Raw genomic sequence first — 23,525 nt, 5'->3', positions numbered from 1 at the left:
GTACATTAAATGGTACGCTCTGACGATCATTTTGTCAAAAACAAAAAAAAGACCTAAAGGGTCTCTTTTATTCCTACTTCGTGCGACTACCTCTACATAGCATCCTCAACTTTGATACAGCGATCCATAATAACAGTTAATCCATGGTCTCCCGCAATCACCGCAGCTTCATCGCTAACAATCCCCAGCTGCAGCCAGATCACATTAGCCCCAATGGCTACCGCTTCACGCGCTACCTCTGCACAGTGCTCAGCACGACGAAATACATTCACAATATCGATCGGTTCGGGAATATCTTGTAGCGAAGCATAACATGTTTCCCCTAAAATCTCTTTCCCACTAGCAGTAGGATTAACAGGAATAATACGATAGCCCCTCTGTTGCATAGCATAGGCAACCATATAGGATGTACGATCACTTTTATCGGATAGACCCACTATGGCAATATTGCCAGCTTGCTTCAAGATACCTTTAATTTCTTCACGTGTTGGATTAGTAAATGACATCCTGACACCCCATTTCCTAAAGTATAGGACTGATTAAACCCATTCTACCTGTGCACCGAGTGCTTGTAAATGATCAAAATAATGCGGATAGGACTTTGCAACATGGTGAGCATCTTTAATGCGGATTGGTCGTTCGGATCTTAATCCAACGATACTTAAGGCCATTATTACACGATGGTCGTAGTGTGCATTAATCTCCACACCACCCTCAACGCCCTCGGGACGTCCATGGACAATAATCTCCGCCTGGCGCTCTTCTACATTTGCTCCTGCTTTACGAAGCTCTGCCAAGTAGTCTGTGATTCGATCACATTCTTTATACCTTAAATTCTCTACATTATAGAACCTCGATGTCCCCTCAGCAAATACCGCTGCCGCAACCATGGCAAGCACTGCATCCGTAGCTGCATCACCATCGAATTCTATCGCTTTCAATTTACCGTTGCCCTTAACATGAACAATATCATTCTCATGGGTAAGAGGAACCCCCATCATTTGTAATACATCAACTATCGCTCGTTCTCCCTGCTTACTTGAGACAGACAATCGTTCTACAACGACATCAGACTGCGTAACAGCAGCCGCGGCCAATATGGCAGCTGAACCTGGATAATCACCTTGAACCGTATAGTTCTTCGCTTCGTAGGATTGTCTTCCCGGAACTTGGAACAACATATAGTCCTCACGAGCATGAATAACAATTCCAGCCTGCTCAAGAACTTCAAGTGTCTGGCCTACGACAACCTTCGATTTCAAATCCCCTAGAACTTCGATCTCACTGTCCTGATCTAACAAAGGTGTTAGAAACAATAGTGCACTCAAATATTGTGAACTGACCTCACCAGACACCTTAATTTTACCACCCGTTGGCTTGCCCCCACGAATGGTTATCGGTAATCTACCGTCATGATGATCAACCTCAACTCCTAATTGACCTAGCGCTTCGATTAGATCATCATGAGGTCTTTTTCCTAAAGAATCAGGATATGTATTCACAAATGTTACTTCTGGGCATAACGCCGCAATCCCCATCAAGAACCGTAAAACAGCACCAGCATTTCCAACATTCAATTCTTTCACATCTTTTGGATGCTTACCAAAACCTGTAATGACAGCCTTCTCATCGTCTTCAATAAGCGTTGCTCCAAGATCCTGAATGCAGCGTCTCATTGCATCGCTATCTTCACTATGTGCTGGGAAATAAATGGTGCTCGTGCCTTCTGCCAATGCAGCAACAAGCAAATAACGCGTTGTATAGTTCTTAGAAGACAAAGCTCCAATATTCCCTTTTAATTGATGTGTCGGATTAACAATAATGTCCATTATCAAAAAACTCCTTTGTAGTCATATAGTCAAGATAATCTATCACCGCAAACGTTCTTAAACGCGGTAATTCGCTAAAATCATCGAACCTACTTGTTCCGCAGAGAATAAAGATGTATTCACTGTGTAATCAGCAAACAGGTATGCATTCTTACGTTCTTCAAGAATCGTACGTATTCTCTCTTCTGTATTTCCTGCGAGTAATGGTCTCAGGCCGTCCCCTTGAACACGTGATGCGATATCTTCCGCTTCGGCGGTCAAAGCAACTACCCAGCTACCTTGGCTCATTAGCTCACAATTCTTTGGATTCAGCACAGCTCCACCGCCTGTAGCGATAACCTGATTTCTACCGTTAAGTACCTTCTGTAATATACCAGTCTCAGCCTGACGGAAATAAGCTTCCCCTTGGTTCGTAAATATAGATGCAATGCTACATCCCTCATGAGCTTCCAGAACTGCATCTAAATCAACCAAATTATATTCAAGATGCTGTGCGAGCCATTTACCTACAGTAGATTTGCCCGTACCCATCATTCCTATCAGAATAATATTATGTTGTGTTTGACGCAAACGACCACCCCTTTATTCCACCCTATATCTATCATTACCAAAAGATATTGCGAACTCGTTGTTTCATATCATAACACAGCCCTAAAAGTTTCGACAATCATACTACACGAGGAAGATTCTATTTCTACTAGAGTTACATATACTAGAATGAGCTGTAAATAGACTGCTTTAAGAGGAGAGTTTAATTCATGCACCATTCTCAGAGTCGTTCGTGCGCTAATTCAAGCTTAAGACGCCTTGAAGAAATTTGTGATGTCCGTCATATGTTATGCCGTGACGATATGATATGGGTTCTTCATTATGTACAACAAAAAGTGGCCCAAGGTGATCCAGCATTGCTGGAACTCCCTAAGCCACGTTTACTTCGTAATTTCCAATACTTCGGAGAGCTCAGTATACTACTTCTTAAGCGACCTGGCGCAAGTTATCTTGAACAAGATAACATTCGTTATTGCCTAATGGAAGCCTTGTATGGACTGGTTCCCTTACAGCCTATTGTTCCATCCAGTTAAAGTGGAAGCTTCCTTCTTTGTCCACACGGTTGAACGTGTGTGCACCAAAGTAATCACGTTGCGCCTGAAGTAGATTGGCTGGCAATTTCTCTGAGCGATAACTATCGTAGTAAGCAAGAGCACTTGCGAATCCAGGTACTGGAATACCACGTGTAACTGCTGCTGAAATCGTTTGACGCCAAGCGCCTTGATAATTCTCCAAAATATCTTTAAAGAATGGAGCAAGCAACAAGTTCTTCAAATCGGCATTGTTCTCGTATGCATCCGTAATGTTCTGTAAGAAACGGGAACGGATGATACAGCCACCACGCCAAATTTTTGCAAGTTCACCATATTTCAAGTTCCATTCATACTCATCAGAAGCAGCGCGTAGTTGTGCGAAACCTTGAGCATACGATACGATTTTACTCGTAAACAAAGCCTTACGAACATTTTCGATGAACTCAGCTTTATCGCCTTGGAAAGGTTCAGTTGCAGGTCCATTCAAAATTTTGCTAGCTTCTACACGTTCTTCTTTCATTGCAGACAAGAAGCGTGAGAATACCGATTCAGTAATCATTGACAATGGTACGCCAAGATCAAGGGAGCTTTGGCTTGTCCATTTACCGGTACCTTTTTGTCCTGCTGAGTCAAGAATAACATCCACCATTGGAAGACCTGTCTCGGAATCATACTTCGAGAAAATATCGGCTGTGATTTCGATCAAATAACTGTCCAGTTCCCCTTTATTCCATTCCGTGAAAATTTCATGTAATTCCTTAGCATCCAGACCTAGAACATCCTTCAATAGCTGATATGCTTCACAAATGAGTTGCATATCACCATACTCGATACCGTTATGCACCATTTTGACATAGTGTCCTGCACCGTCAGGTCCAATATATGTACTACAAGCCTCGCCATCTATTTTAGCGGAAATCGCTGTTAAAATTGGCTCAACTAATTGATAAGCGCTCTCTTGACCACCAGGCATGATCGAAGGACCTTTCAACGCTCCTTCTTCTCCACCAGAGACACCCGCTCCTATGAAACGGAAGCCTTTACCTTCAAGGTCTTTACTGCGACGTACAGTATCAGGGAAGTAAGCATTACCCCCGTCGATGATGATATCGCCTTGATCAAGAAATGGCAATAACTGCTCAATCGTTGCATCCGTAGCTTTACCTGCTTGTACCATAATAAGAATTTTACGAGGTACTTCAAGCGAACCTACGAATTCTTCAACGGAAAAAGCACCGCTTAAATTTTTACCTTCAGCTTCTTTCAGAAGATCTTGCGTTTTTTCGGGAGAGCGATTGTATACAGAGACAGAAAAGCCTCTACTCTCAATGTTAAGAGCTAAATTTTTACCCATTACAGCAAGTCCAATGACTCCTATTTGTTGTTTTGCCATTTGGTTTCTCATCCTTTGCTCTGTTTATTATAAAATCTTAACGCTCATCTTATATATTACCGTTTTTAAACCAAGAAGTGAACCCCTCTTACTATTTCCCGATACAGAAAACACCTCACAAGTTTGGGAGGTGTTTCTCTCAGTTGTCCCTCTTATTGTTAACAAAGGACAGGTTCACCATTCAAGGGCCAACAATTCCTGGCATAATTCTCGAAGTCGTTCTTTGCACAGCTCCATCTCCACCGTGTCATTTTCCTTCATTGCTTCATACAACTTCTCTAATTCTTCGTCCACTTCAATCCGTCGTATTTGTAATCGTAGATCTCCTTCTAGTGAATAATACATGTCGTTCATCTCTCGTTCACTGAAATATGTTCCCTTTTGGTACAGCACCCGTTGTTCATAACCGGATACTTCCACCAAGCGAATTACTTCTCCGAACAATATATTCTCAATAAGAACCTGTCTATCCTTAAATCGTTTCACAACCGCGTGTCCTCTTGTGTCTCCAATTAACTTCTCCATCCAATCGGAAAGTTTAGCGTCACGAATAATATAATCTCCCACCATTTTATAACCGCTACGCGTTTTCAAAAAACGCAGTTTAACTAATTTCCGTCCCGTCCTCACTGAAACAATAAATAATGTCTCATTCTCACTCCAATAAAGGGAATAGCCCTCTTGAATCAAATCCTTGATCAAGTCTTGAATATGTCGCCGATTGAATCGGAGCTCCAGATTACAGTACTCAACTTCACAGCTCTTGTTCATGGCACTCCCTCCTAAATTGGCTATTACACAACAGGATCATCTCCATACTATATTTTATACTTTATCTTATGTAATGGTAACTTGGTTTATTGACTATTTTTACCCTAAAAAAATCATCATTAAACATTCTTCTGCAAATAAGTGAAATCGGCCAACCTTAATCCTCGACTTAAAGGTGTGTTATCATATTGTGATACCAATTCAAACAAGCATACAGGAGGCACTACCATGTCGTTCACAGGATTTACGAAACAGGATTTTGACGTTTTTAACGTTCCAGGTCTCGAACATCGTATGCAAGCTCTCATAGCTAATGTTCGTCCAAAGTTAGAATTACTCGGAACAGAGATAGCTCCATTCCTGTCCGCACTCTGCGGAGAAGAGATCTATCCACATGTAGCCAAGCACGCACGCCGTAAAGTCAATCCGCCTAAGGATACTTGGGTCGCTTGGGGAACTAGTAAAAGAGGATATAAAGCATTACCTCATTTTCAAGTGGGTATGTTTCAATCCCATCTCTTTATTATATTCGCCGTCATCTATGAAAGTCCTAATAAATTGCAGTTTGCCAAGCAACTCCAAGCGCAAACCACAACAATTAATAAGTTGGTCCCGCAACAATTCTATTGGTCCATGGATCACATGGATCCCCGTGGAACACTTCACTCAGATGTAAAGAGTGCTGATCTGAAAGCTATGGCTCACAAATTATCTACCGTAAAGAAAGCCGAAATCATGTGTGGATTGCGCATTGATAATGATGATCCCATTCTTCATAACGGTGAGGAATTACTAGCCCTTATTCATAGCACATTTGAACAACTATTACCGCTGTACAAAATGTCTTTTTAGAGGTTATTCAAAACTCGCACTCTTAATCCTCACACCGTCGTTCCTGTCCGTGGTTTACGCGTTAACAATAAATGGACAACGAACAAGATAGCCATCACTAAACTACTTGCTATAAATGGGGCTTCATGCCCCATAACATCCCATATCTTACCTGATACTAGAGGACCTACTATCATACCAGATCCTTGCAGGGTCAGGAAAAATCCCCAAATCGCTCCGCGTTCCCCCTTAGGCACTAAATGAGACACATAAGTATTCCATCCGGGTAAAATAAAAGCATAGCTCACCCCAATTAGCGCTACTATAGTAAACACAAGCCATACGGAATGTACCATTGAGAATAGGAATATCGATATTCCCGCAAGAAGAAATCCACCGTGTAGGAATGGAGCCGTTCCGAAACGATCAATTAATTTGCCACAAGGAATCAATGCAATCACTGTTATTCCCCCTCCAGCAATTAACAGTAGACTATACATATTCGGAGAGAACCCCAGTTCACTTTGTACATATAAGGTTATAACGGGCGTTAATATCCCAATGACAAATGACTGCAGGAACAACGCAGGATAGACAAGCCAGCTTACTTGTAATGAATGTTTCACTTCATACATTGTCTTCTTAACACTAATGATCAATTGTTTAGCCTTAGAGACCATTAATATGATGACATTCTTATGTGTGACCTCTTCTAGCACCCTGCGTTGCTGTACACTCTTCACTTTCCCCGGGAGAAGCAAGGCAACTAACACAAGTACGATACCGCAACCAATGAGTACTAAAAAAGAAGTGTGATAATTCGAACTTGTCCGTTGCATTAGAAAATTCATCACAATAGGACCCGCACCTATTCCCAGTAATGAAGCCGTTTCTAGCGCCCCGATCGCAGTACCATTGCTATTATTAGGTCCCGAAATTTCTGTAGCACCTGTCATTGCACAGGGCCATAGTGGAGATGTACCGATCCCTAGAATTAAACATGCTATAGCGATCCACATCGGGGCAGAGGTGAAGGCAATGATCACCACCGCAATAACGGTCATCAGTAGCGCTCCTGACATCGTCTTTCGGTATCCTAATCGTTCTGCTAACCAACCAAAAGGACTTCTAAAGAGATTATCACCAACATATTGCAAGGAGAACGCTACACCCACAGTCCAAGCCGTTAACCCTAGAGAGTTCTTCATATATATGGGCAAGAGTGTTACAAGTAGGGAGCCCTTTAGAAACTCAACTAGAAATATAATGATCATCAGCTCCACGAAAAAAGGAGACCTCAATTGATTATTTGCAGCTCTCTTTGAAGCTGTCGTAGTAATCTCTGTCATCGTAACTCCCTTCACCCTAAATAGTATCTTCTATACTTAATGTTACTCCATTGAACAAAAGCTTGCATTCCCCCCCCGATTTGTTATACTCATCCTTGTATTTTATTTAAGAAAGGGTGTGAAATTTCCATGGATCACAGTAAAACACCGCTTTTTACAGCACTGAAAAACCATGCTGCTACTAACCCCGTACAATTCCATATACCTGGTCACAAAAAGGGTCGAGGATCAGATGAAGAATTTCGTCAATTCATTGGGGATAATGCCCTTTCCATAGACTTAATCAATATTGCTCCGCTCGATGATTTACATCAGCCAACTGGTGTCATTGAAGAAGCGCAAGCATTGGCAGCTGATGCCTTTGGAGCTGATTATACCTATTTTAGTGTACAAGGTACAAGCGGTGCTATTATGACAATGATTCTATCCACCTGTTCGCCAGGTGATAAGATTATCATTCCCAGAAACATTCATAAATCTATCATGTCAGCCATTGTTTTTTCCGGGGCTAAACCAGTATTCGTCTCCCCTGCTCGAGATGAGAATTTAGGGATTGATCATGGAATTACAACATCCTCTGTTAAAAGAGCCCTTGACCGACACCCTGATGCGAAAGCGGTCTTAGTTATCAACCCAACCTATTTCGGATTATGTGCAGACTTAAAGGAGATTGTCGAGCTGGCTCACAGTCGCAATGTTCCTGTGCTAGTCGATGAAGCTCACGGTGTATTGATTCATTTCCATGAAGATCTTCCTACATCAGCTATGGAAGCTGGGGCCGATATGTCTGCCACTAGTGTTCATAAACTAGGTGGTTCTATGACTCAGAGCTCGGTTCTAAATCTGAATGTGAAGAACGGGTTAATAAATCCACAGCGTGCGCAAACCATATTTAGTATGTTGACAACAACTTCAACATCTTATATTCTGCTATCTTCGCTAGATACATCCAGACGTAATCTAGCTCTAAATGGACATGCCATAGCACAGAAAGCCATCGAACTTGCACAATATGCGCGAAATGAAATCAACATGATCGATGGTCTGTATTGCTTCGGCAAAGAGATTCTTGGTGGCGAAGCTACGCATGATCTCGATCCTACCAAACTAACGATTCATGTACGTCATCTTGGAATTACGGGATATGAAACAGAGAATTGGCTACGCGAGCAGTATAATCTTGAGGTTGAATTAAGCGATATGTATAATATCCTTTGTCTCGTTACGCCAGGGGATAAAGAAGATACCATTGAGATTCTCCTATCCGCCTTACGTGAGCTCTCAGACACCTATTACGTGGAGAATCAAGCTTATGAGTTGGTTATCAAAATTCCGGAAATCCCGCTACTCTCCATCAATCCGAGAGAAGCGTTCTATGGAGATACCGAGGTTATTCCATTTAAAGAGTCTGCTGACCGAATTATTGCCGAATTTATATATGTCTACCCACCAGGGATTCCTATTCTACTTCCAGGTGAAGTCATTTCCCAAGATAATATCGATTATATTATAGATCATATCGAAGTAGGCTTGCCTGTTAAAGGACCTGAAGACCGCTATATTCACAATATCAAGGTTATCGTTGAGACGGATGCCATTTTCTAAATTTTAAACATAATCCAAACTTTGAATATCAATAACACAAAAAAAGCTCTGTACCTAGTCGGTACGGAGCTTCTTTATGTAAGGACAGAATGTCATCTATTCTTGCTGTGCAACAAGCACATTATAAACGGCTTCTACAGCGTTCCACTCTTCTTCATCCTCGATGTTATAAAGAACCATTTCCTCGTCCTCTTCTTCCATGCGAAGGATAATGCCGTCTGCTTCAGGGTTCTCACGTTCGAGTAACAGAGCATAGACCTTCTCACCAACGTCGAAAGTCTCTACAAGAACCATCTCCACGTCCGTACCATTCTCATCCGTCAACGTAAGGACCAACTCATCCTCATCATGCTCGTGATCATGATTACAATTTTCGTCGTGTTCATGTTTGTGATCGCTCATTTTAACACCTCACTTCAAGTTAGAATTTTTATACTTTGGTATCGTACCATGGAAGACATTTCAGGTCAATTTCACCTGTCACATATCGCAAGTTTAATTATTAATTTAAGGCTGTAATGACTTTTTGTGAGACCAGTTCATATTCTGAATCTTCAGAGTATTTAAGATAGAATCCGATAGTGTACTTCCCTGCATTCTTGAAATCATATGTAAAATCATCTGTTCGAAACCAAAAGTTATCCTTCTGATCACTATTTAGATCCTGCGATTGAATATCCTTAGTGTTACCAGAGGGGTCCGTTATGGCCACCTTCACTGATTTGATAGTCTCGGTTAAATTATCCACTTGACTAAATACGTTAAACTTCAGTTTACCTTTATTTACGTTGCCGAATACCGTATCTCCTTTAAATAGAAAGATATGTACATTAGGCTTAATCACTTTAAGCTGATTATTATTAAAGTCCCAGCTCACATGGCCGTCAAACGACCGAATAGGCACATACGTCCGCCCCTCTAAAACAAAACCACCATCTTGAACTTCCTGCCCATTTACCCAAAAGCGAATCTTCTCGTTGACTGGATCGGCAAACATCAAGGACCCCCCCATGAGGGACATGACAATTGTACTCACTATTATTTTTTTCCATCTCATAATAAAACGCCCCCTCCAACCTATTCCATTCATGATGCTATACATATATACACAACATTTATGTGCAAGTTGCGGTCAAAAGAGGGTATCGCCTAAATAAAACCTACAGAACTGATTTCTGCAGGTTTTTCGTAGCATTCATGTTCATTACTATTTATTTACTCCATTTGGTTAGAATACAAGGAATACCGTTCCCTAATGCGCCAGGTATCCTCATTCTTTCTCTATACCTTATTCCATCCGCACAAGGTGTCTTACAAACTTCACATACTTGAGATGTAACAAGTTTCATTTCTTTTACTACCTTTTCGCCTTTAGGTTGAACTGGTTTCTTACTTATAGATTTAACCATCATCACACCCCATTCCAGATGTATAACCATACCTTATTGTATGGGAATTCCACCTAATGGGAACGCTGAACTATAACTTTTTGTACATCCTCTATGAAAATTATTGCTGTCGCCACTACCTAATGAATGCTATATTAATGATACCTGACAAGAAAAGGAGGTAATCATCTTGAGTTTACAATTAGAAATGCTCGGAACTGGAAATGCTTTTGCCAAAAGCTATTACAATAACAATGCCTTACTCTATGATGAACAGTTCACTCTTCTCATTGATTGTGGCATAACAGCACCACTTGCACTTCACAACTTGGGCAAAGCTTTTAATGAAATAGATGCGGTACTCATCACCCATATTCACGCAGATCACGTAGGTGGACTCGAAGAATTAGCTTTCCAAATGAAGTACATATACAAGCGCAAGATGATTCTTTATATCTCAGATGATCTCGTTGAACCATTATGGGAGAACACTTTAAAAGGTGGATGTTATCAAGCCGGGGAAATCACCAGATTAGAGGACATCTTTGACGTACGGCCGCTTCAGCCGCTGAAACCTCATTACATAACCGAACATATGATAGTAGAATTAATTCCAACGAAACATATTCCAGGCAAATCAAGTTACTCTATATATATTAATGAAAGCATCTTTTACAGCGCTGACATGACGTTTGACCCTTCACTACTTCGCCGCCTCGTTCAAACACGCGGATGCAAGACGATCCTTCATGAGTGCCAATTGCAAGGTCCTGGAGAGGTTCACACAACCCTTCAAGAGCTTCTAACTCTATCTGAAGATATTCAACAAAAAATCTACCTAATGCATTACAGTGATGAGAAGGATCACTTTCTTAATGAGACAGGTAGCATGACCTTCTTAGAGCAGAATCTGATTTATGAGTTTTAAATAAAAGAAAGCCAGCTGCGGCTCCATTGTGGGAGTCTACAGCTGGCTCTTTCAGTCTTGCATTATTCAAAAATAGGTAACTGATCTAAGTTATTAGATGGATCTCCATCCGCATCTCCACGAATGTACAATCCTCCATCTTTCCCTTTAAATATATTAACGCCAGCAATCGTCCCTGCATTCACTTCCTGCAGCGCTTGTTCATAAGCCAATACACGACCTGATGAAGTCTGAAATGCCGTTAGATCCCCATCCCCGTTCTTCTGCACAGCAACAAATTGTTCACGGCCTGATGTTTCCATAGCGATCGCTCCTTTTAATTGATTTTCTAATGATGTTCAGGGCTATCGTCTAGGCTTCCCAATAGGTGATGGTTTGATGCAGGTTGGGACTATAACTTCTTCTTCATACGAACATGTAAAATTCCGGCATCATCGAAAGGTTCCTTTGAGATTACTTCATATCCCTGCTTAGCATAAAAAGACTCCGCTTGGCATTGAGCATCCAGTACCGCATATTGCAATCCTAGCTCCACCGCCAACTTTTCCATCGCGATCATCAACACGCGACCGAATCCCTTTGAACGATATTCCTTTATAACCGCAATCCGTTGCATTTTCGCTGTATCATCGTCGTAATAAATAATTCGACCCGTGGCCACATATTCTTCATCATCTTGTATTAACAAGTGATGCACATTAGGACTAATCGCATCATATTCATCCATTTCAAGCTCAAGTGGTACCTGCTGCTCTTCCACAAATACCTTTGTTCGAATATCCATTCCGTATTGTAATTGTTCCTCTGTGTTCACATGAATAATTTCAGCAGCCATTTCATTACCTCTCTCTCTGATCGTATATCTCATAATCCTTTTCTAATCGAATTATTATACAAAAAAAATAAATTGTTGTATAGTTTGATTAATTAGCAAGACCTATTCTAACACGAAAGGAGTCGGATATCTTCATGGGTATGGGAGTTACCATTACTGCTGTGGTCGTGATGACCATCGTCCTTATCTACTCTTTCTACTATGTCACCAAGAAGGGCTACTCTCGTAAATGGGATGATGAATGAAACATATACTGAGCAATGGCTCATTACATAAGATGCATCTCTTCAACTTCATACTACGAACCTCTCATAATATGATATTGACACCTACTCCCGCTACTGATATGATATTCATTGTGTCTGACATAATATAATACCATTTCGATCTGTTAGCTCAGCGGGAGAGCACTATCTTGACAGGGTAGGGGTCACTGGTTCGAATCCAGTACAGATCATCACTGAAAACCCTTGTGTATCAAGGGTTTTTCTGTTTTTATAGGTTGGTTAGATGTTGGTGAACAACCACCAAATTTTAAGAGTGTTCTCGTACGATAGCCCCAAAACAGCTAAAAAAATACCCCTCCGACCAATTAAGGTTAGCGGGGTATTTAATAATGAAAGGATCATTAAGCTTCAGTTAACTTCCTTCTATAATAACCACAATCGGAATCCAGTGTCACATTAATAACTACTCCAGTATTCTGTTTTTCTTGATAGAAGGAAATATTTTATGCATCGAATAAAAATTAGAAAGTTTCCACAATATCTTACGTTCTAGATCCTCAAGCATTTCCCCACCCCTAAGATATTTTAATGTGTTGCCATGTCAGTACATTGTCCGTGCGAAATGCCCGTGGTGATCCAATCCTGAGATCGGTCGCTTTAATCAATTCGTTACGGATTGAGTTTACCTCAATGCGACTTTGTGTAATCTTTCCTGACTGGTACATATAGATAATCTCGACTATTTGACCGATATATTTAGCTGACATGACACCCTCTCCCTATAAGTACATTCGCTTGTATCATATACGAACATTCATTCCTTATTCGAGTGTTTATCAAATATTCTCATAGTTACATGGATATATTTACCTAGTTTTGATAGACTGTATTCAAGTCATATTTTAGTAGCGAATACCTCAACCGATGAGGACTATCAGGAGTGATACTATGCCTAACCTAGAAGAGATATTTAATCAGTTACAAGCAATTGATGGCGGAATCAACTTTCTAAAAAATAAAGAAATCAAAGAACTTCCGAGTATTTTAACTGAAGGCGAACGCATAGAAGCAATAGCGAAAGGAAGATACAGCAAGATATTTGGTCTTATTATAGCGACAGACAAACGGGTAATCCTTATGTTCAAAATTTTATTTAATTCTAAAATAGAGGACTTCCCTTACGACAAGATCACTTCGATTCAGTTCGAAAAGAAGTCATTTCTAAAATTAGGAGAAATCACGATTCTTGGATCTGGAAATACAGCAGTCATAGACAATATGGATAATAAACACGCTCAAGTTATCTCTGACTTTATCAGAAATAAAGTTATCTCAGCCAAGACGCCTGAACCCAATCAAGTGGCTCCAACCAACAACGACGTATTGTCCCAGTTAGAAAGATTAGGGAAACTTAAAGAGCAGAACCTCCTAACCGACGAAGAGTTCCGCGAACAAAAGAAAAAACTATTAGAGTAAATACAATTGAGTCGTTAGGGACCATATTATGAAAATCGGAATGCGGAAACCCAGTCTCAAAAAACGCATAGTAGCTCGTGCAAGTATCAATCGCCAGATAGTGCTTCGTCTAGGATTAAAGATGCCTAGTGGCTATGACTGATTGCGTAGCCCCTAAAAGATGTTTAAGTAATGCCCTACGGGTCCCGATCATAACTATTCACTCCTTAGTCGGCGTGCTGCCAAGCGCACTAAAGGCGACTTTTCATTCATCACTTCTGAATGAAAAGTCGCCTTTTTCAATTTACATACACTGTAGCAAGTTAAAATCACAAGTTTTTCAGTGGCCTCGCATAGACTATTCTTCACTGTAATTACCGCCACGCTCGGTCCGCTGGTCGACCAGTTGCCTGCCGCATCTCCCGTCTGTACGGTGAATGTATAACTTGTTCCTGCCGATAAGCCGGTCACATTGTAAGTGTAAACCGAACTAGTCACAGTTGTCAGCAGTGTAGTTCCTTGATAAACCTTATAAGCTGGTTCCTGCAGTCAACCCCGTTAGGTTGTATACACTCTCCGTTACCGTTGCCAACAATTGCGAGTCTGCGTATACCTTGTATCCGGTGACTCCCCATTGTCACTTGCCCCGCCCCAGATATTGGTATGCGTATTATCTACACTAGCCGGTTTGGATTCCGCCAAAATTTCCGAATGCTACAGTAAAAATTATAATAACTTTCAGTATTTTTCTTAGAGCTTTCCTTGACCTGCCTAATGGGATTAGGTCCTTCCTAACATACCGTTTCGCCTTCCTATGCATGTGTGTCAATTCCCCTTCAATTTAAATTCATTTATTTACATGAATTTAAATATAAAGGGTGACACAGTGTCAGAGTCAATAAAGCGCTTATAAATATTCCGTTACGGGTATACCCACCAAAATATACTGCATTTCTCTGTCTTCTTCCAACGCGTTGGATATGACAACTCCAATAATATCACCCTCAATTTTTAGGTTATGCTCCTGCATATACCGAATTGGTTCTTTCAGTATATCCAACCACCCATTGGTTTTGTCCGTCTGGAGCGGAAGCTTCGCCACACTAAACAGTGATTTCCGTTTTTCATATCTTTCCGTATATTCATTTTCTTTAATATTATATTTTTCTACATCCTTCATTTTCATAGTCCAGCCGGCATTTAGGACGATATTGTCGTTCTCTATATCCTCTTTCCGGATCAAGTAGATTCGCTGTACTTCCGGTGACAGATATAAATAATTATTTATGGCCGTCACTCTGTTGGGTTCAGTTAAGATTTTGTCACCTCTTTGATAAAGCACATAGGAAAGAGCAACGCAATCTCTTCTGATCTTCATAAATATGGTGATGTCGTCTTCGGTGAAATATCGGTAATTGCTCGTTTCTGACCTCCTCGAAGTGATGTAGCCCATTTTTTCATATCTTCTTATTGTATTAGTGGTCACGTTAAGTAGTGCAGATATTTCACTGATCTTATACTTCATACAAGCCTCCATAGGTACAATCAGTTATTAAATTATGTGTTTAACTATATCATTAAGTTTCGCTGCGTGAACCAGGGGTCATCGCCAATACAGCAACTCGCACACAATTAGCCACGATCATACAAAGGCTCATTGCCGCTATAAAAATAGTAAGAAACCAACAAAAAAATCGTAAGCGTCAAATAGCCCCCACCTGTTCAACAAAATGAGGACTCATCTATGCTGTACTATGATTTAAACACGCTATATATGGTAGCACTAGCTTTTTCACCACGAGGTGTATTCGCGAAAATCCAGTTTTTACGACCGATGGCAAAAGGCTTAATCGCTCGTTCTCTTCGATTATTGTTAATTTTGAGCCTTCCATCTTCGAGGAACAGCCTCACCCGTTAGAATCCTTTCAAACGAGTTAGGGCAGGATATGTTTTGGGACTGCGCTATAAGTAGCAGCGTTCATAAAAAGGAGGAGTGAGATTAGATGACTAAAAACAATGCACGTAATCGAAACAATAGTTCTGATCGCTCTACGAACAATGATGATGGCGTTGGCACTGGAAATACTGTAGGAACCGTGGGTGGTGGTGCTGTGGGCGCTGTCATGGGTTCCGCTTTGGGTCCTATTGGAACCATCGTAGGTGGCATCGCAGGTGCAACGTTAGGCAATAAAGTAGGTAAAGCTGTTGAAGATAACGACGACACACACCGATCAGAATAAACAAGTGCTAGCAAAGATTCAAGTTTAACGTTAAAGAAGGCTCTACCAGCATCTAAACTGGTAGAGCCTTTTAATACTTTCATCCATGTTCATTCTCCTTTCGATAGGTATTTCGTCCTCTTGTGTCGAATAGAGAAAATGTTGAGATTTTTATTATTCTTGAGAGGAGGTAAAACTTAATGCATTTTTTCTCACATATAGCCTATGAGGATAAGGAAAAAATTTGTCATGATCTATCCTTAGAATTTGCAAAATTTGAATATGCACGAGAATCAGAATTGGGTGGTATTTTATCAGGATTTGAACCTCACGAAAGGTTGCTCTGCTATTATACTCAGTGCTATAAAGATATGATGAACGACTTTGATAGAACGCTTGAATTGTATAAACAAAAGCAGATAGAAGCTCTAAGCCCTTTTTTGAATGGATAATACCTTAGTGTTTGATAAGATGGAGGTTCTGGATCTATCCAGGACATCCATTTGTATACCCTCATACTTAGTACCTTAAATAATCAAGAAAGCCATGCCCCTAATCTATAAATTATGAAGTCAAAAGAAAAAACACCCGCGAGGATGCTCTTCTCTAAATCATTCTTGATATTTTATATTTCTCTCCCTTTCCGATCGCTCGAAATGTTAACTCTTGTTTTCTTCACTTTTAATCCATTCATTAAATTGTGCTACCGCTTTTTCGGTGTGGACACCTTTATATTTCTTGCCATCCTCGTAATAGAATATCGCATCACTATCAAGATCATCTTCAACTTCGGCTTTAATATAAAGTATTTTCTCTGCAACCAACAGTTTGAAATTACCTTCATCATCTTCTACCGGTATTACTTGTTCACTCTGCTCTTCCTCAGTTTCCATTGTACAGCCTCCAAATAATAGTCTTTACTCGATTATCGCATTTCTATACAGACATGAATAGCACCGGTTAAGAGGCTCTATTCAAACAATGCACTTTCTATCATACTATACAACACCTTCATCTACGGTATCCAATAAACCTAGTACAACTACTTGGGACATGACGGTCATCCCCTTAAACTTAAAACACAAAAAAACAGACCGCCATCCAAAGATAGCGGTCTGTTACCTCATTATTTTATTTCTTCATCACACTCAACAGGTTGATGATCATTTGTGCGCTTTCGGCGCGAGTGCCGTTTTGTTTCGGTTCAAACCGTCCTTCCGCACGTCCTTGCATGAGTCCAAGTCCATTAGCCTCGCTAGCAGCCTCTTGAGCCCACTGCGGAGTAGCGTCAATGTCGGTAAATGCTATAGCCTTCTTACTCACTGTCGATGGACTACTCACTTCGTAGCCATAAGCACGAACAAGCATAGCTGCCATCTCCTGACGTGAAACTTTTGCATCCGGTTCAAATTGTGAAGATGTCTGACCTTTAACAATGCCAGCTTCTCTTGCTAAGCCAACGGCTTCCGCATACCATTTGTCAGATGTTACATCTGTAAACACAGTTGCCGATTGACCACTCAGACCGAGTGTGCGCACCAGCATGGCCGTGAACTCTGCACGCGTAACCGCTCGGTTTGGATCATATTGATCCGCTGATATGCCTTGCACAAGTTGTTTCGCCGCTAGTTGTTGCACGGCACTGTATGCCCAATGAGTCGGCAACAGATCACTAAATGCTTTGTCATATTCTAAAACAATGAATTTACTAAAATGACTGATCGGTGCAGATAGTTCGCCATCCAACCATTCGCCCTTCATATATTCTAACTTTCCAGCATCATTAATATAATATATGCCGAGTAAACTTCTATCCGCATTCGAAGCTATATGATAAGAAATCGTAATTGGCTCTGCGAACTGACTTAACGTGAAATTCTCTCCTTGTTCTGTCGTGATGCTAAGCGACCAATCCCTTAGATCACTGAATGCCTTCAATTTTGCTCCCGTAGCTCTGCTTGCACGATCTATCAGTTCCGATGTCATGTCGCTAGATATTACATCCAATCGGAGCGAGATCGTACTGTTGGCAGCGGCACCAGCAGGTACCAAACCACTTATTTCAGCCAGCATTTTGGCGGGGATCGTAACGGACAGATCAGTCGTATTAACTCTTAGCGAAGCACCACCAAGTAGTTCAACAACATTCCCCTGCATAATCAGTTCAGTAAGGGCTTCATCAACAGAAACAATAACCTCACCTTGGGCATTCGGTTTTGTGGATAACTGCGCTGCTGTTATCTTCATAACACCCGGTTTAACTATAGCTCCTGGCGAAGGTGACGGCGACGTCATTGGTCCAGGTGTTGGTTCCGGGTTTGGTGTTGGTGTTGGTGTCGGAGTCGGTTCAGGTGTCGGTTCCGACGTGCCATCGGTTACAGTCAATGAATATTTAGTACTTAATCCATTGTAAATCGCATGAATGGTAGTATTCCCTGGACTAAGCGCACTAATCTCACCAGCCCCATTGACCACAGCTATTATATGATCAGAGGTGTCATATACAACACCTTCGAACAAATCCTGCATACTTCCATCACTGTAGACCGCTTGTGTGACAACTATTCCTTTACTTCCTTGTTCCAACGAGTCTGGTCCATTCATCGCTATATCTATTAGAACAGGAGTCTCGTCATTCGTGACGATAAGATTGTAATCGGCGGAAAGTGCTCTGTAAGTTACGGATATAACTGTTGATCCTTCCATCCGAGCTTGAATTAATCCCTGTTCATTGATCGTAGCAACATCCTCATTCGAACTAGAATAATGAAGCCCATCAACGATGGCAACCCGTTTGCCCGATGCGTATACAGCTTCAGTTACCGTTTGGTCAACTTCATCCGGTTTTAGCTGTCTTGTTCCTTGCAACAAAATGGATTGTAGGAGGTCTACTGTAATCGTACTTTCCGCATACATATTCGGATAACCTTCGATTGTTGCTCTTACTTTAGCAGTACCAGGCTTCACGGCCGTTACCAACCCGTTCTTATCCACGGTAACTGCAACTTCTGCCGCATCACTAAGGACTGACCAATTCACCTTTGTACTATTAGCAATGCTCGAGTCTATCTGAGCTTGTAACTGAATACTTTGACCTGGCTCAAGTTCTACCTCGGTATGATCTAGTATGATAGAATCCGGTACATATTTACCGATCACCAACCGATCTATTTCCGTGCCATCGAGTGTTCTTGCGATGACCGATAACTCATTTTCTTCAATCTCAACCGCAGTGTAGATTTGCTCATCTTCATCATATATTTTCTCCTGCCATACCCGAGGAGTTAGTGCATAGAACTTAGGACCAGAGGAACCTCCGATCACATATCTCGTCCCTTCTCCTTCAGCTACTTGCTTGCCGCCCTTCATCGGAAAGGTTCGCAAGTAAATATGGTCATGACCGTTCATAACAAGATCAACGTTATACTTATCGAACACTGGCACCCAAGCTGACTGCACTTTCTCATTCGAGTAGATGCTACCATAAGGTCCCTGGTGGAAGAATACGACCTTCCATTTCTTATCAGTAGACGAAAGATCCTGCTCTAGCCACTGTGTCTGATCAGCAAACCGGCTACCAGAATGCTCTGTATTCATGACAACAAAGTGGGTATCATTCATATCAAAGGAATAGTTGCTCCCTTTCACACTTGCAGCACCATTCTGTGGGTTATTGAATTGCGCCAAATAATCACCGTCGCCATTCGTACCCATCACTTCATGGTTTCCTATAATCGGGACAAGCGTTGTGTTCATCAACTGTTTCTTCCCAGCATCGAACCACCAGTTCCACTGTTCTTGCTCGAACCCTTTGTCTACCATATCCCCTGCATGTACGAGCATTTCTGCATCCGGCATATAATCAAAGGCCGCTTGAATCGTTTTTCCCCATAGAGCAAACCCTGCCTTGGAATCTGCCTGAGAATCACCGATGAAAAGAAACTTCGTAGAGTTATTCTGATCCCCACTCGTAACAAACGATCCCTGCTCACTAACGTTCGTCTTCCCATCACCTACACGGTATACATATTCAGTTCCAGGAGTGAGACCGACTGCTTCCACTTTATGGACTCGCATCGTTCCATCATTGTTCGTGTTGTAGATCGAACTTCCTCCGGAAATTCTCAGCACATTCGTGTCTTGAAAACTAGTGAATTCTGATTTATTAACGAGTTCAACCATTGTATCTGTCGTTAATGGCTCTGTTTGCCATGTGAACTGACGAGATGTTGCTGCGTCCAATCCCATCGTAACGTTAGTATTACGAGGTTCGGCAGTACCGTCATAAGGAGCAACCTTGAACGTCATGACAGGACTATAGCTATTGCCCTTCACCGCTTGGATCTTGAATGTTCCTTCTGACGAAGTCGCAGCTCCAGTTGTTAACATTCCGTTCGAACTGGAAGTAGCCCCTGCCTCAATTCCATCAATCAACAACTTCGCATTTTCTATAGCACCCCCACCAAGACTCTCCTTTACAGTAAAGGAAGCTTCTAAGCCCTTGGCTATATCATAATGATTCCAGGAGAGTGCTAACTGTGTTTGTACAATAGATTCCGCAGGAGCCCCTATGAAGCTAATCGGCACTCCAGTCCCTTCTGTTGAAGTTACAGAACCAGATGAGTTCTCAATCACGAACGTCTTAGTTATGTCTCCTGCCGCCTGTTCCAACGTATAAGGACCAACATAATCATTACGGACCGTATATTGAATTTGACCGATCATATCCACGTCATCTAAGTTAGATTTATTGATATCACTCAGGTTCAGGCGAACCGTTCCCACAGCAGAATTAATGACCGATTTCAATTGCTGTTCCGCTATCTTACTGCCACGAGTCACTTTCAGGTCTACCACTGCATCTGGATTAAACGCAAAGGTGATATGTCCTTCCTTCAGCTTGCTTGCCTTCTCCGCAGTAATATCTAATGTATACGTATTACCGACATACAGTACTTCTGGTGTTGTATATACATAGAAAGGTGATCCTAAATTCACTACAAAATACGATTCTTTTATAGTCTGATTACCACTCATGTCCCTAATCGCAACTTTCATCTTATGGCGCCCTTCTGCTAGGGGAACCTTAGGTATATAAGTAATCTGTCCCTTTGGAGGATAAAATCCATGCTCTACTAATTGATCGTCTACATACACGCGTGTTTTCGCCGGATCAATTAGAGTGGTACCTGGGTGAACAACCGGATCGTATCCAGCATCTTCTCCGTTAACCGAAAGTGTCGGTGTTGCCGTTTTGATAATCTCGTTCGCCGCAGGATAAGCATTCTTCATGACTGGAGGTGTTATATCCTCATCTAATGGACCATATACGGCACGAATATCATCGACATAGATCGCACCTGCACTTTTATTGAGATTACTCGTCTCCATATACCGAACGGGCATATCCATCGTCAGAGGTGTTGCTTTTCCCTTTGGAACGGATACTTCGACATATTTCCACCCCGTCCAGTCCACACCATCAATGGCATTTGTAAAATCTACAGCCACTGCCGCATTAGTACCATCACGAATCTGTCCACGTAGCCAGTGCTTTTTGCCATCCCCATAAATCCACATACTTATCTTTTCAGGATATCCAGGTATCTGGATACGATTATTTATCGAGCTAGCGGATACATATGCTCCAGATGTACCGGTTTTATTAGTGAAGTCATATTCCAACTTCAAGGATTTATCCCCACTACGAACAAAGTCCTGATCCGTCACTTCCGTAAGCGAGACACTATTAGCAGCTGCGTTTGTCGCTGTATATTTACCAATTCCATTTTCAAAATCCTCCAGAATTACTGGAAGTAAGCCCACATTCACCTCAAAAGAGGTTTCCACATTGCCGTACTTAGCAAAAATCTTGCCCATTTCCCCATTTTCGCTTGTCGCCTGAAAAAAGCCATTATTGTCCACAGTTCCAATCTCACCTTCGACTCGCCACTCAAAACTATCGTTATCAGCCTGAATGACCTGTCCACTTCGAAGTGCCTTCACCGTCAGTTGTGCAGTAGCGCCTGAAGAATACGTTTTGATCTCATCAGGAAACTTAAGTTCTGTCAGTTGTTCCACTACTTCAATTGCACCGCTACCATGAACCGCACCGGCAACAACAGTAACATTTCCTGTCCCTGCAGACGTTCCTGCAGTGAAGACTCCGTTTGTATCCATGCTTCCAAGATTCGGATCCACCTGCCAATTCAATGTTCCAGGATACGAAGCTGGATGACCATTCTCATCTACCCCTGCTGCCTTGAATGTATAGTTTGATCCTTGCAAAATACGTTCCGCATTCGGCTGTACCACTAGCTTAGAAGCTACAGACTTCTCTGGCGCTGTGTTGACGAGCAGCAAGCTGTTGCCTGTTTTCCGTTCGTACCCATCCGATCCCTGATTCATCATTTTCACACCTGTTGTTCCTGGCATTTTTGCTACGAAAGTGGAAGACCCACCACCATCGAGGTTCATGGCGTTAACAATGTCCATATCCTTCAGAATATTGCCTAGCTCGTCTGTATCAACACCCTCACTGAAACCAGGTGATCTTCCATCAATTTCGATCAGAACGATGCTACCGTCCGCTTTAGTGCCAATCGCCGTGCGTGGATGTATCCCTAAAGGTCCAACGCCTTGTTGAACCACTCCATCCTTTACAAGTGGTCCCGCTCCGCCAATCGCAACCCGTACATCATTCCATTCCCCATCAAGCGTAAAGGTCGCAGTAACCGTATCCCCGACCGATACCCCCTGCAACACAGCACGTGATGCCCCATTCGCAGAGAGTACGACTTTACCCTTAACAAGCGGCGCATTCCCCTGATTGTTGCGAATCTCGGACACTTTCATTTTGACAGTCTGCCCACTCTTCACTTCACCTTCGAGGATATCCAGTACAACCTCATCGCCCTTATCGGTCGAATTAGTAGACGTACTATAATCTGCCGTGTACAGAACGAGCTCATCCGTATTCCGATAACGGTTGATGCTAGTTAAATTGGTAGTCTTTCCGTTAATAGTCACCGTTTTGCTCAGCTTCGGCACACCATAAATCGAACTACCATCGGCTTTTAATCCGAAAGTAAAAGCTGAAATAGAACTGTTCAATATCACTCCATCATCCACAAACAGACCGTTAGGAACCCCCGTAGCAAAGCCCGAGATCTCATAGAAATCACCGTTAATCCCGGCGATAACACGACTTCCAGGCGAGTCTGTATAAGCTGCCATATCCGTTACACTTTTCATACCGTAAACTTTGCCATCCTTCGTACCGGCCCGCAACTCTAGATTTGAATTGTGCGGATCGAACTCAACTGTATGTATTTTCTGTAAACCACGATCATTCTGAAAATCCATCCACGTATACATCGCTCCAGGTGCAAGCTCTGTCTTACGAACATCAATAACGGAACCATAGTCCGTTAAAGGCAGATCAGATATGGATGCATGAACAAATGCTCCAGGTTGGAATAACGAAATAAGAAGAACTACAATAATGGCTACATTCATTTGACGTAAATACTTTTTCACTTTGCTGATATCCCCCTCGTGGCTGTCTCTTAATTATCTGAAATTGGACAACATCATAAGGTTCATTCTAACTA

Annotated in this window: 22 protein-coding genes, 1 tRNA gene and 1 pseudogene; 8 read left to right on the top strand and 16 right to left on the bottom strand. The window is 41.8% G+C overall.

Annotation, left to right across the window (positions count from 1 at the left end):
- Positions 1 to 92: 92 nt before the first annotated feature.
- From AC1TO9_RS01690 to AC1TO9_RS01680, 3 genes are read right to left on the bottom strand one after another with little or no spacing between them, the layout of a single operon-like run.
- Positions 93 to 506, bottom strand: a complete 414-nt coding sequence (locus tag AC1TO9_RS01690) for a CoA-binding protein (RefSeq protein ID WP_482054762.1) — start codon at positions 504 to 506, stop codon at positions 93 to 95.
- Between the two features lie 33 nt (positions 507 to 539).
- The gene (aroA, locus tag AC1TO9_RS01685) at positions 540 to 1,829 is read right to left on the bottom strand and encodes a 3-phosphoshikimate 1-carboxyvinyltransferase (protein WP_482054761.1); all 1,290 of its coding nucleotides are present in this window, start codon (positions 1,827 to 1,829) and stop codon (positions 540 to 542) included.
- Positions 1,830 to 1,886: 57 nt separating this feature from the next.
- Positions 1,887 to 2,399 (bottom strand): shikimate kinase, encoded by a 513-nt coding sequence (locus AC1TO9_RS01680; RefSeq protein WP_482054760.1) that lies wholly within the window; start codon positions 2,397 to 2,399, stop codon positions 1,887 to 1,889.
- Between the two features lie 188 nt (positions 2,400 to 2,587).
- Here AC1TO9_RS01680 and AC1TO9_RS01675 point away from each other — a divergent pair, with 188 nt between their 5' ends.
- On the top strand, positions 2,588 to 2,911 hold the full coding sequence (locus AC1TO9_RS01675; protein ID WP_482054759.1) for a hypothetical protein: 324 nt from the start codon (positions 2,588 to 2,590) through the stop codon (positions 2,909 to 2,911).
- Here AC1TO9_RS01675 and gndA read toward each other — a convergent pair.
- Positions 2,892 to 4,304 carry an NADP-dependent phosphogluconate dehydrogenase gene (gndA, locus tag AC1TO9_RS01670; protein WP_482054758.1) on the bottom strand — a complete coding sequence of 471 codons (1,413 nt, stop codon included), beginning with the start codon at positions 4,302 to 4,304 and terminating at the stop codon, positions 2,892 to 2,894. The two genes, AC1TO9_RS01675 and gndA, sit on opposite strands and share 20 nt — an antisense overlap.
- A gap of 174 nt (positions 4,305 to 4,478) precedes the next feature.
- Positions 4,479 to 5,075, bottom strand: a complete 597-nt coding sequence (locus tag AC1TO9_RS01665) for a hypothetical protein (protein WP_482054757.1) — start codon at positions 5,073 to 5,075, stop codon at positions 4,479 to 4,481.
- A 228-nt stretch (positions 5,076 to 5,303) separates the two neighbouring features.
- Between AC1TO9_RS01665 and AC1TO9_RS01660 the strand changes: the two genes are divergently transcribed.
- Positions 5,304 to 5,927: a YktB family protein gene (locus tag AC1TO9_RS01660; RefSeq protein WP_482058200.1), complete on the top strand. Its 624-nt coding sequence runs from the start codon at positions 5,304 to 5,306 to the stop codon at positions 5,925 to 5,927.
- A 29-nt stretch (positions 5,928 to 5,956) separates the two neighbouring features.
- Here the strand turns inward: AC1TO9_RS01660 and AC1TO9_RS01655 are convergent, their stop codons facing one another.
- Complete coding sequence (locus tag AC1TO9_RS01655; RefSeq protein ID WP_482058199.1) at positions 5,957 to 7,255, bottom strand: MFS transporter; 1,299 nt, start codon at positions 7,253 to 7,255, stop codon at positions 5,957 to 5,959.
- Positions 7,256 to 7,384: 129 nt separating this feature from the next.
- On the opposite strand from AC1TO9_RS01655, the gene AC1TO9_RS01650 reads away from it, so the two are divergent.
- Positions 7,385 to 8,860 (top strand): aminotransferase class I/II-fold pyridoxal phosphate-dependent enzyme, encoded by a 1,476-nt coding sequence (locus tag AC1TO9_RS01650; protein ID WP_482054754.1) that lies wholly within the window; start codon positions 7,385 to 7,387, stop codon positions 8,858 to 8,860.
- 96 nt (positions 8,861 to 8,956) lie between these two features.
- On the opposite strand, the gene AC1TO9_RS01645 is transcribed toward AC1TO9_RS01650, so the two are convergent.
- The 3 genes from AC1TO9_RS01645 to AC1TO9_RS01635 all read right to left on the bottom strand — a co-directional run bounded on the left by AC1TO9_RS01645 (position 8,957) and on the right by AC1TO9_RS01635 (position 10,299).
- Positions 8,957 to 9,262, bottom strand: a complete 306-nt coding sequence (locus AC1TO9_RS01645; protein ID WP_482054753.1) for a DUF1292 domain-containing protein — start codon at positions 9,260 to 9,262, stop codon at positions 8,957 to 8,959.
- 100 nt (positions 9,263 to 9,362) lie between these two features.
- A complete protein-coding gene (locus tag AC1TO9_RS01640) occupies positions 9,363 to 9,917 on the bottom strand; it encodes a copper amine oxidase (protein WP_482054752.1) in 555 nt (184 codons plus the stop codon).
- Positions 9,918 to 10,071: 154 nt separating this feature from the next.
- On the bottom strand, positions 10,072 to 10,299 hold the full coding sequence (locus AC1TO9_RS01635) for a hypothetical protein (RefSeq protein WP_482058198.1): 228 nt from the start codon (positions 10,297 to 10,299) through the stop codon (positions 10,072 to 10,074).
- Positions 10,300 to 10,438: 139 nt separating this feature from the next.
- Between AC1TO9_RS01635 and AC1TO9_RS01630 the strand changes: the two genes are divergently transcribed.
- Positions 10,439 to 11,176 (top strand): MBL fold metallo-hydrolase, encoded by a 738-nt coding sequence (locus tag AC1TO9_RS01630; RefSeq protein WP_482058197.1) that lies wholly within the window; start codon positions 10,439 to 10,441, stop codon positions 11,174 to 11,176.
- Between the two features lie 62 nt (positions 11,177 to 11,238).
- On the opposite strand, the gene AC1TO9_RS01625 is transcribed toward AC1TO9_RS01630, so the two are convergent.
- Together AC1TO9_RS01625 and AC1TO9_RS01620 are read right to left on the bottom strand one after the other, a co-directional pair.
- The gene (locus tag AC1TO9_RS01625; protein WP_482054750.1) at positions 11,239 to 11,478 is read right to left on the bottom strand and encodes a DUF3892 domain-containing protein; all 240 of its coding nucleotides are present in this window, start codon (positions 11,476 to 11,478) and stop codon (positions 11,239 to 11,241) included.
- An 89-nt stretch (positions 11,479 to 11,567) separates the two neighbouring features.
- The gene (locus AC1TO9_RS01620) at positions 11,568 to 12,011 is read right to left on the bottom strand and encodes a GNAT family N-acetyltransferase (protein WP_482055236.1); all 444 of its coding nucleotides are present in this window, start codon (positions 12,009 to 12,011) and stop codon (positions 11,568 to 11,570) included.
- A 385-nt stretch (positions 12,012 to 12,396) separates the two neighbouring features.
- On the opposite strand from AC1TO9_RS01620, the gene AC1TO9_RS01615 reads away from it, so the two are divergent.
- Positions 12,397 to 12,468 (top strand) — tRNA-Val (locus tag AC1TO9_RS01615).
- A gap of 345 nt (positions 12,469 to 12,813) precedes the next feature.
- On the opposite strand, the gene AC1TO9_RS01610 is transcribed toward AC1TO9_RS01615, so the two are convergent.
- A complete protein-coding gene (locus AC1TO9_RS01610) occupies positions 12,814 to 13,005 on the bottom strand; it encodes a hypothetical protein (protein ID WP_482054749.1) in 192 nt (63 codons plus the stop codon).
- A 181-nt stretch (positions 13,006 to 13,186) separates the two neighbouring features.
- On the opposite strand from AC1TO9_RS01610, the gene AC1TO9_RS01605 reads away from it, so the two are divergent.
- Positions 13,187 to 13,714: a PH domain-containing protein gene (locus AC1TO9_RS01605; RefSeq protein WP_482054748.1), complete on the top strand. Its 528-nt coding sequence runs from the start codon at positions 13,187 to 13,189 to the stop codon at positions 13,712 to 13,714.
- A gap of 886 nt (positions 13,715 to 14,600) precedes the next feature.
- Here the strand turns inward: AC1TO9_RS01605 and AC1TO9_RS01600 are convergent.
- A complete protein-coding gene (locus AC1TO9_RS01600; protein WP_482058196.1) occupies positions 14,601 to 15,218 on the bottom strand; it encodes a MerR family transcriptional regulator in 618 nt (205 codons plus the stop codon).
- 230 nt (positions 15,219 to 15,448) lie between these two features.
- Positions 15,449 to 15,595: pseudogene (locus AC1TO9_RS01595) on the bottom strand (IS66 family transposase); the annotation flags it as partial.
- A gap of 101 nt (positions 15,596 to 15,696) precedes the next feature.
- Between AC1TO9_RS01595 and AC1TO9_RS01590 the strand changes: the two are divergent.
- A complete protein-coding gene (locus AC1TO9_RS01590) occupies positions 15,697 to 15,933 on the top strand; it encodes a glycine zipper domain-containing protein (RefSeq protein WP_482054746.1) in 237 nt (78 codons plus the stop codon).
- Positions 15,934 to 16,112: 179 nt separating this feature from the next.
- Positions 16,113 to 16,364, top strand: a complete 252-nt coding sequence (locus tag AC1TO9_RS01585; protein WP_482058195.1) for a hypothetical protein — start codon at positions 16,113 to 16,115, stop codon at positions 16,362 to 16,364.
- Positions 16,365 to 16,571: 207 nt separating this feature from the next.
- Here AC1TO9_RS01585 and AC1TO9_RS01580 read toward each other — a convergent pair whose 3' ends face one another.
- Positions 16,572 to 16,805, bottom strand: coding sequence for a hypothetical protein (locus tag AC1TO9_RS01580; protein ID WP_482054744.1), 234 nt, complete (start codon positions 16,803 to 16,805; stop codon positions 16,572 to 16,574).
- 238 nt (positions 16,806 to 17,043) lie between these two features.
- Complete coding sequence (locus AC1TO9_RS01575) at positions 17,044 to 23,451, bottom strand: S-layer homology domain-containing protein (RefSeq protein ID WP_482058194.1); 6,408 nt, start codon at positions 23,449 to 23,451, stop codon at positions 17,044 to 17,046.
- Positions 23,452 to 23,525: the final 74 nt, after the last annotated feature.

This window comes from Paenibacillus sp. Y916, assembly GCF_056786435.1.
This window is presented reverse-complemented; position numbering and strand designations above follow the sequence as displayed.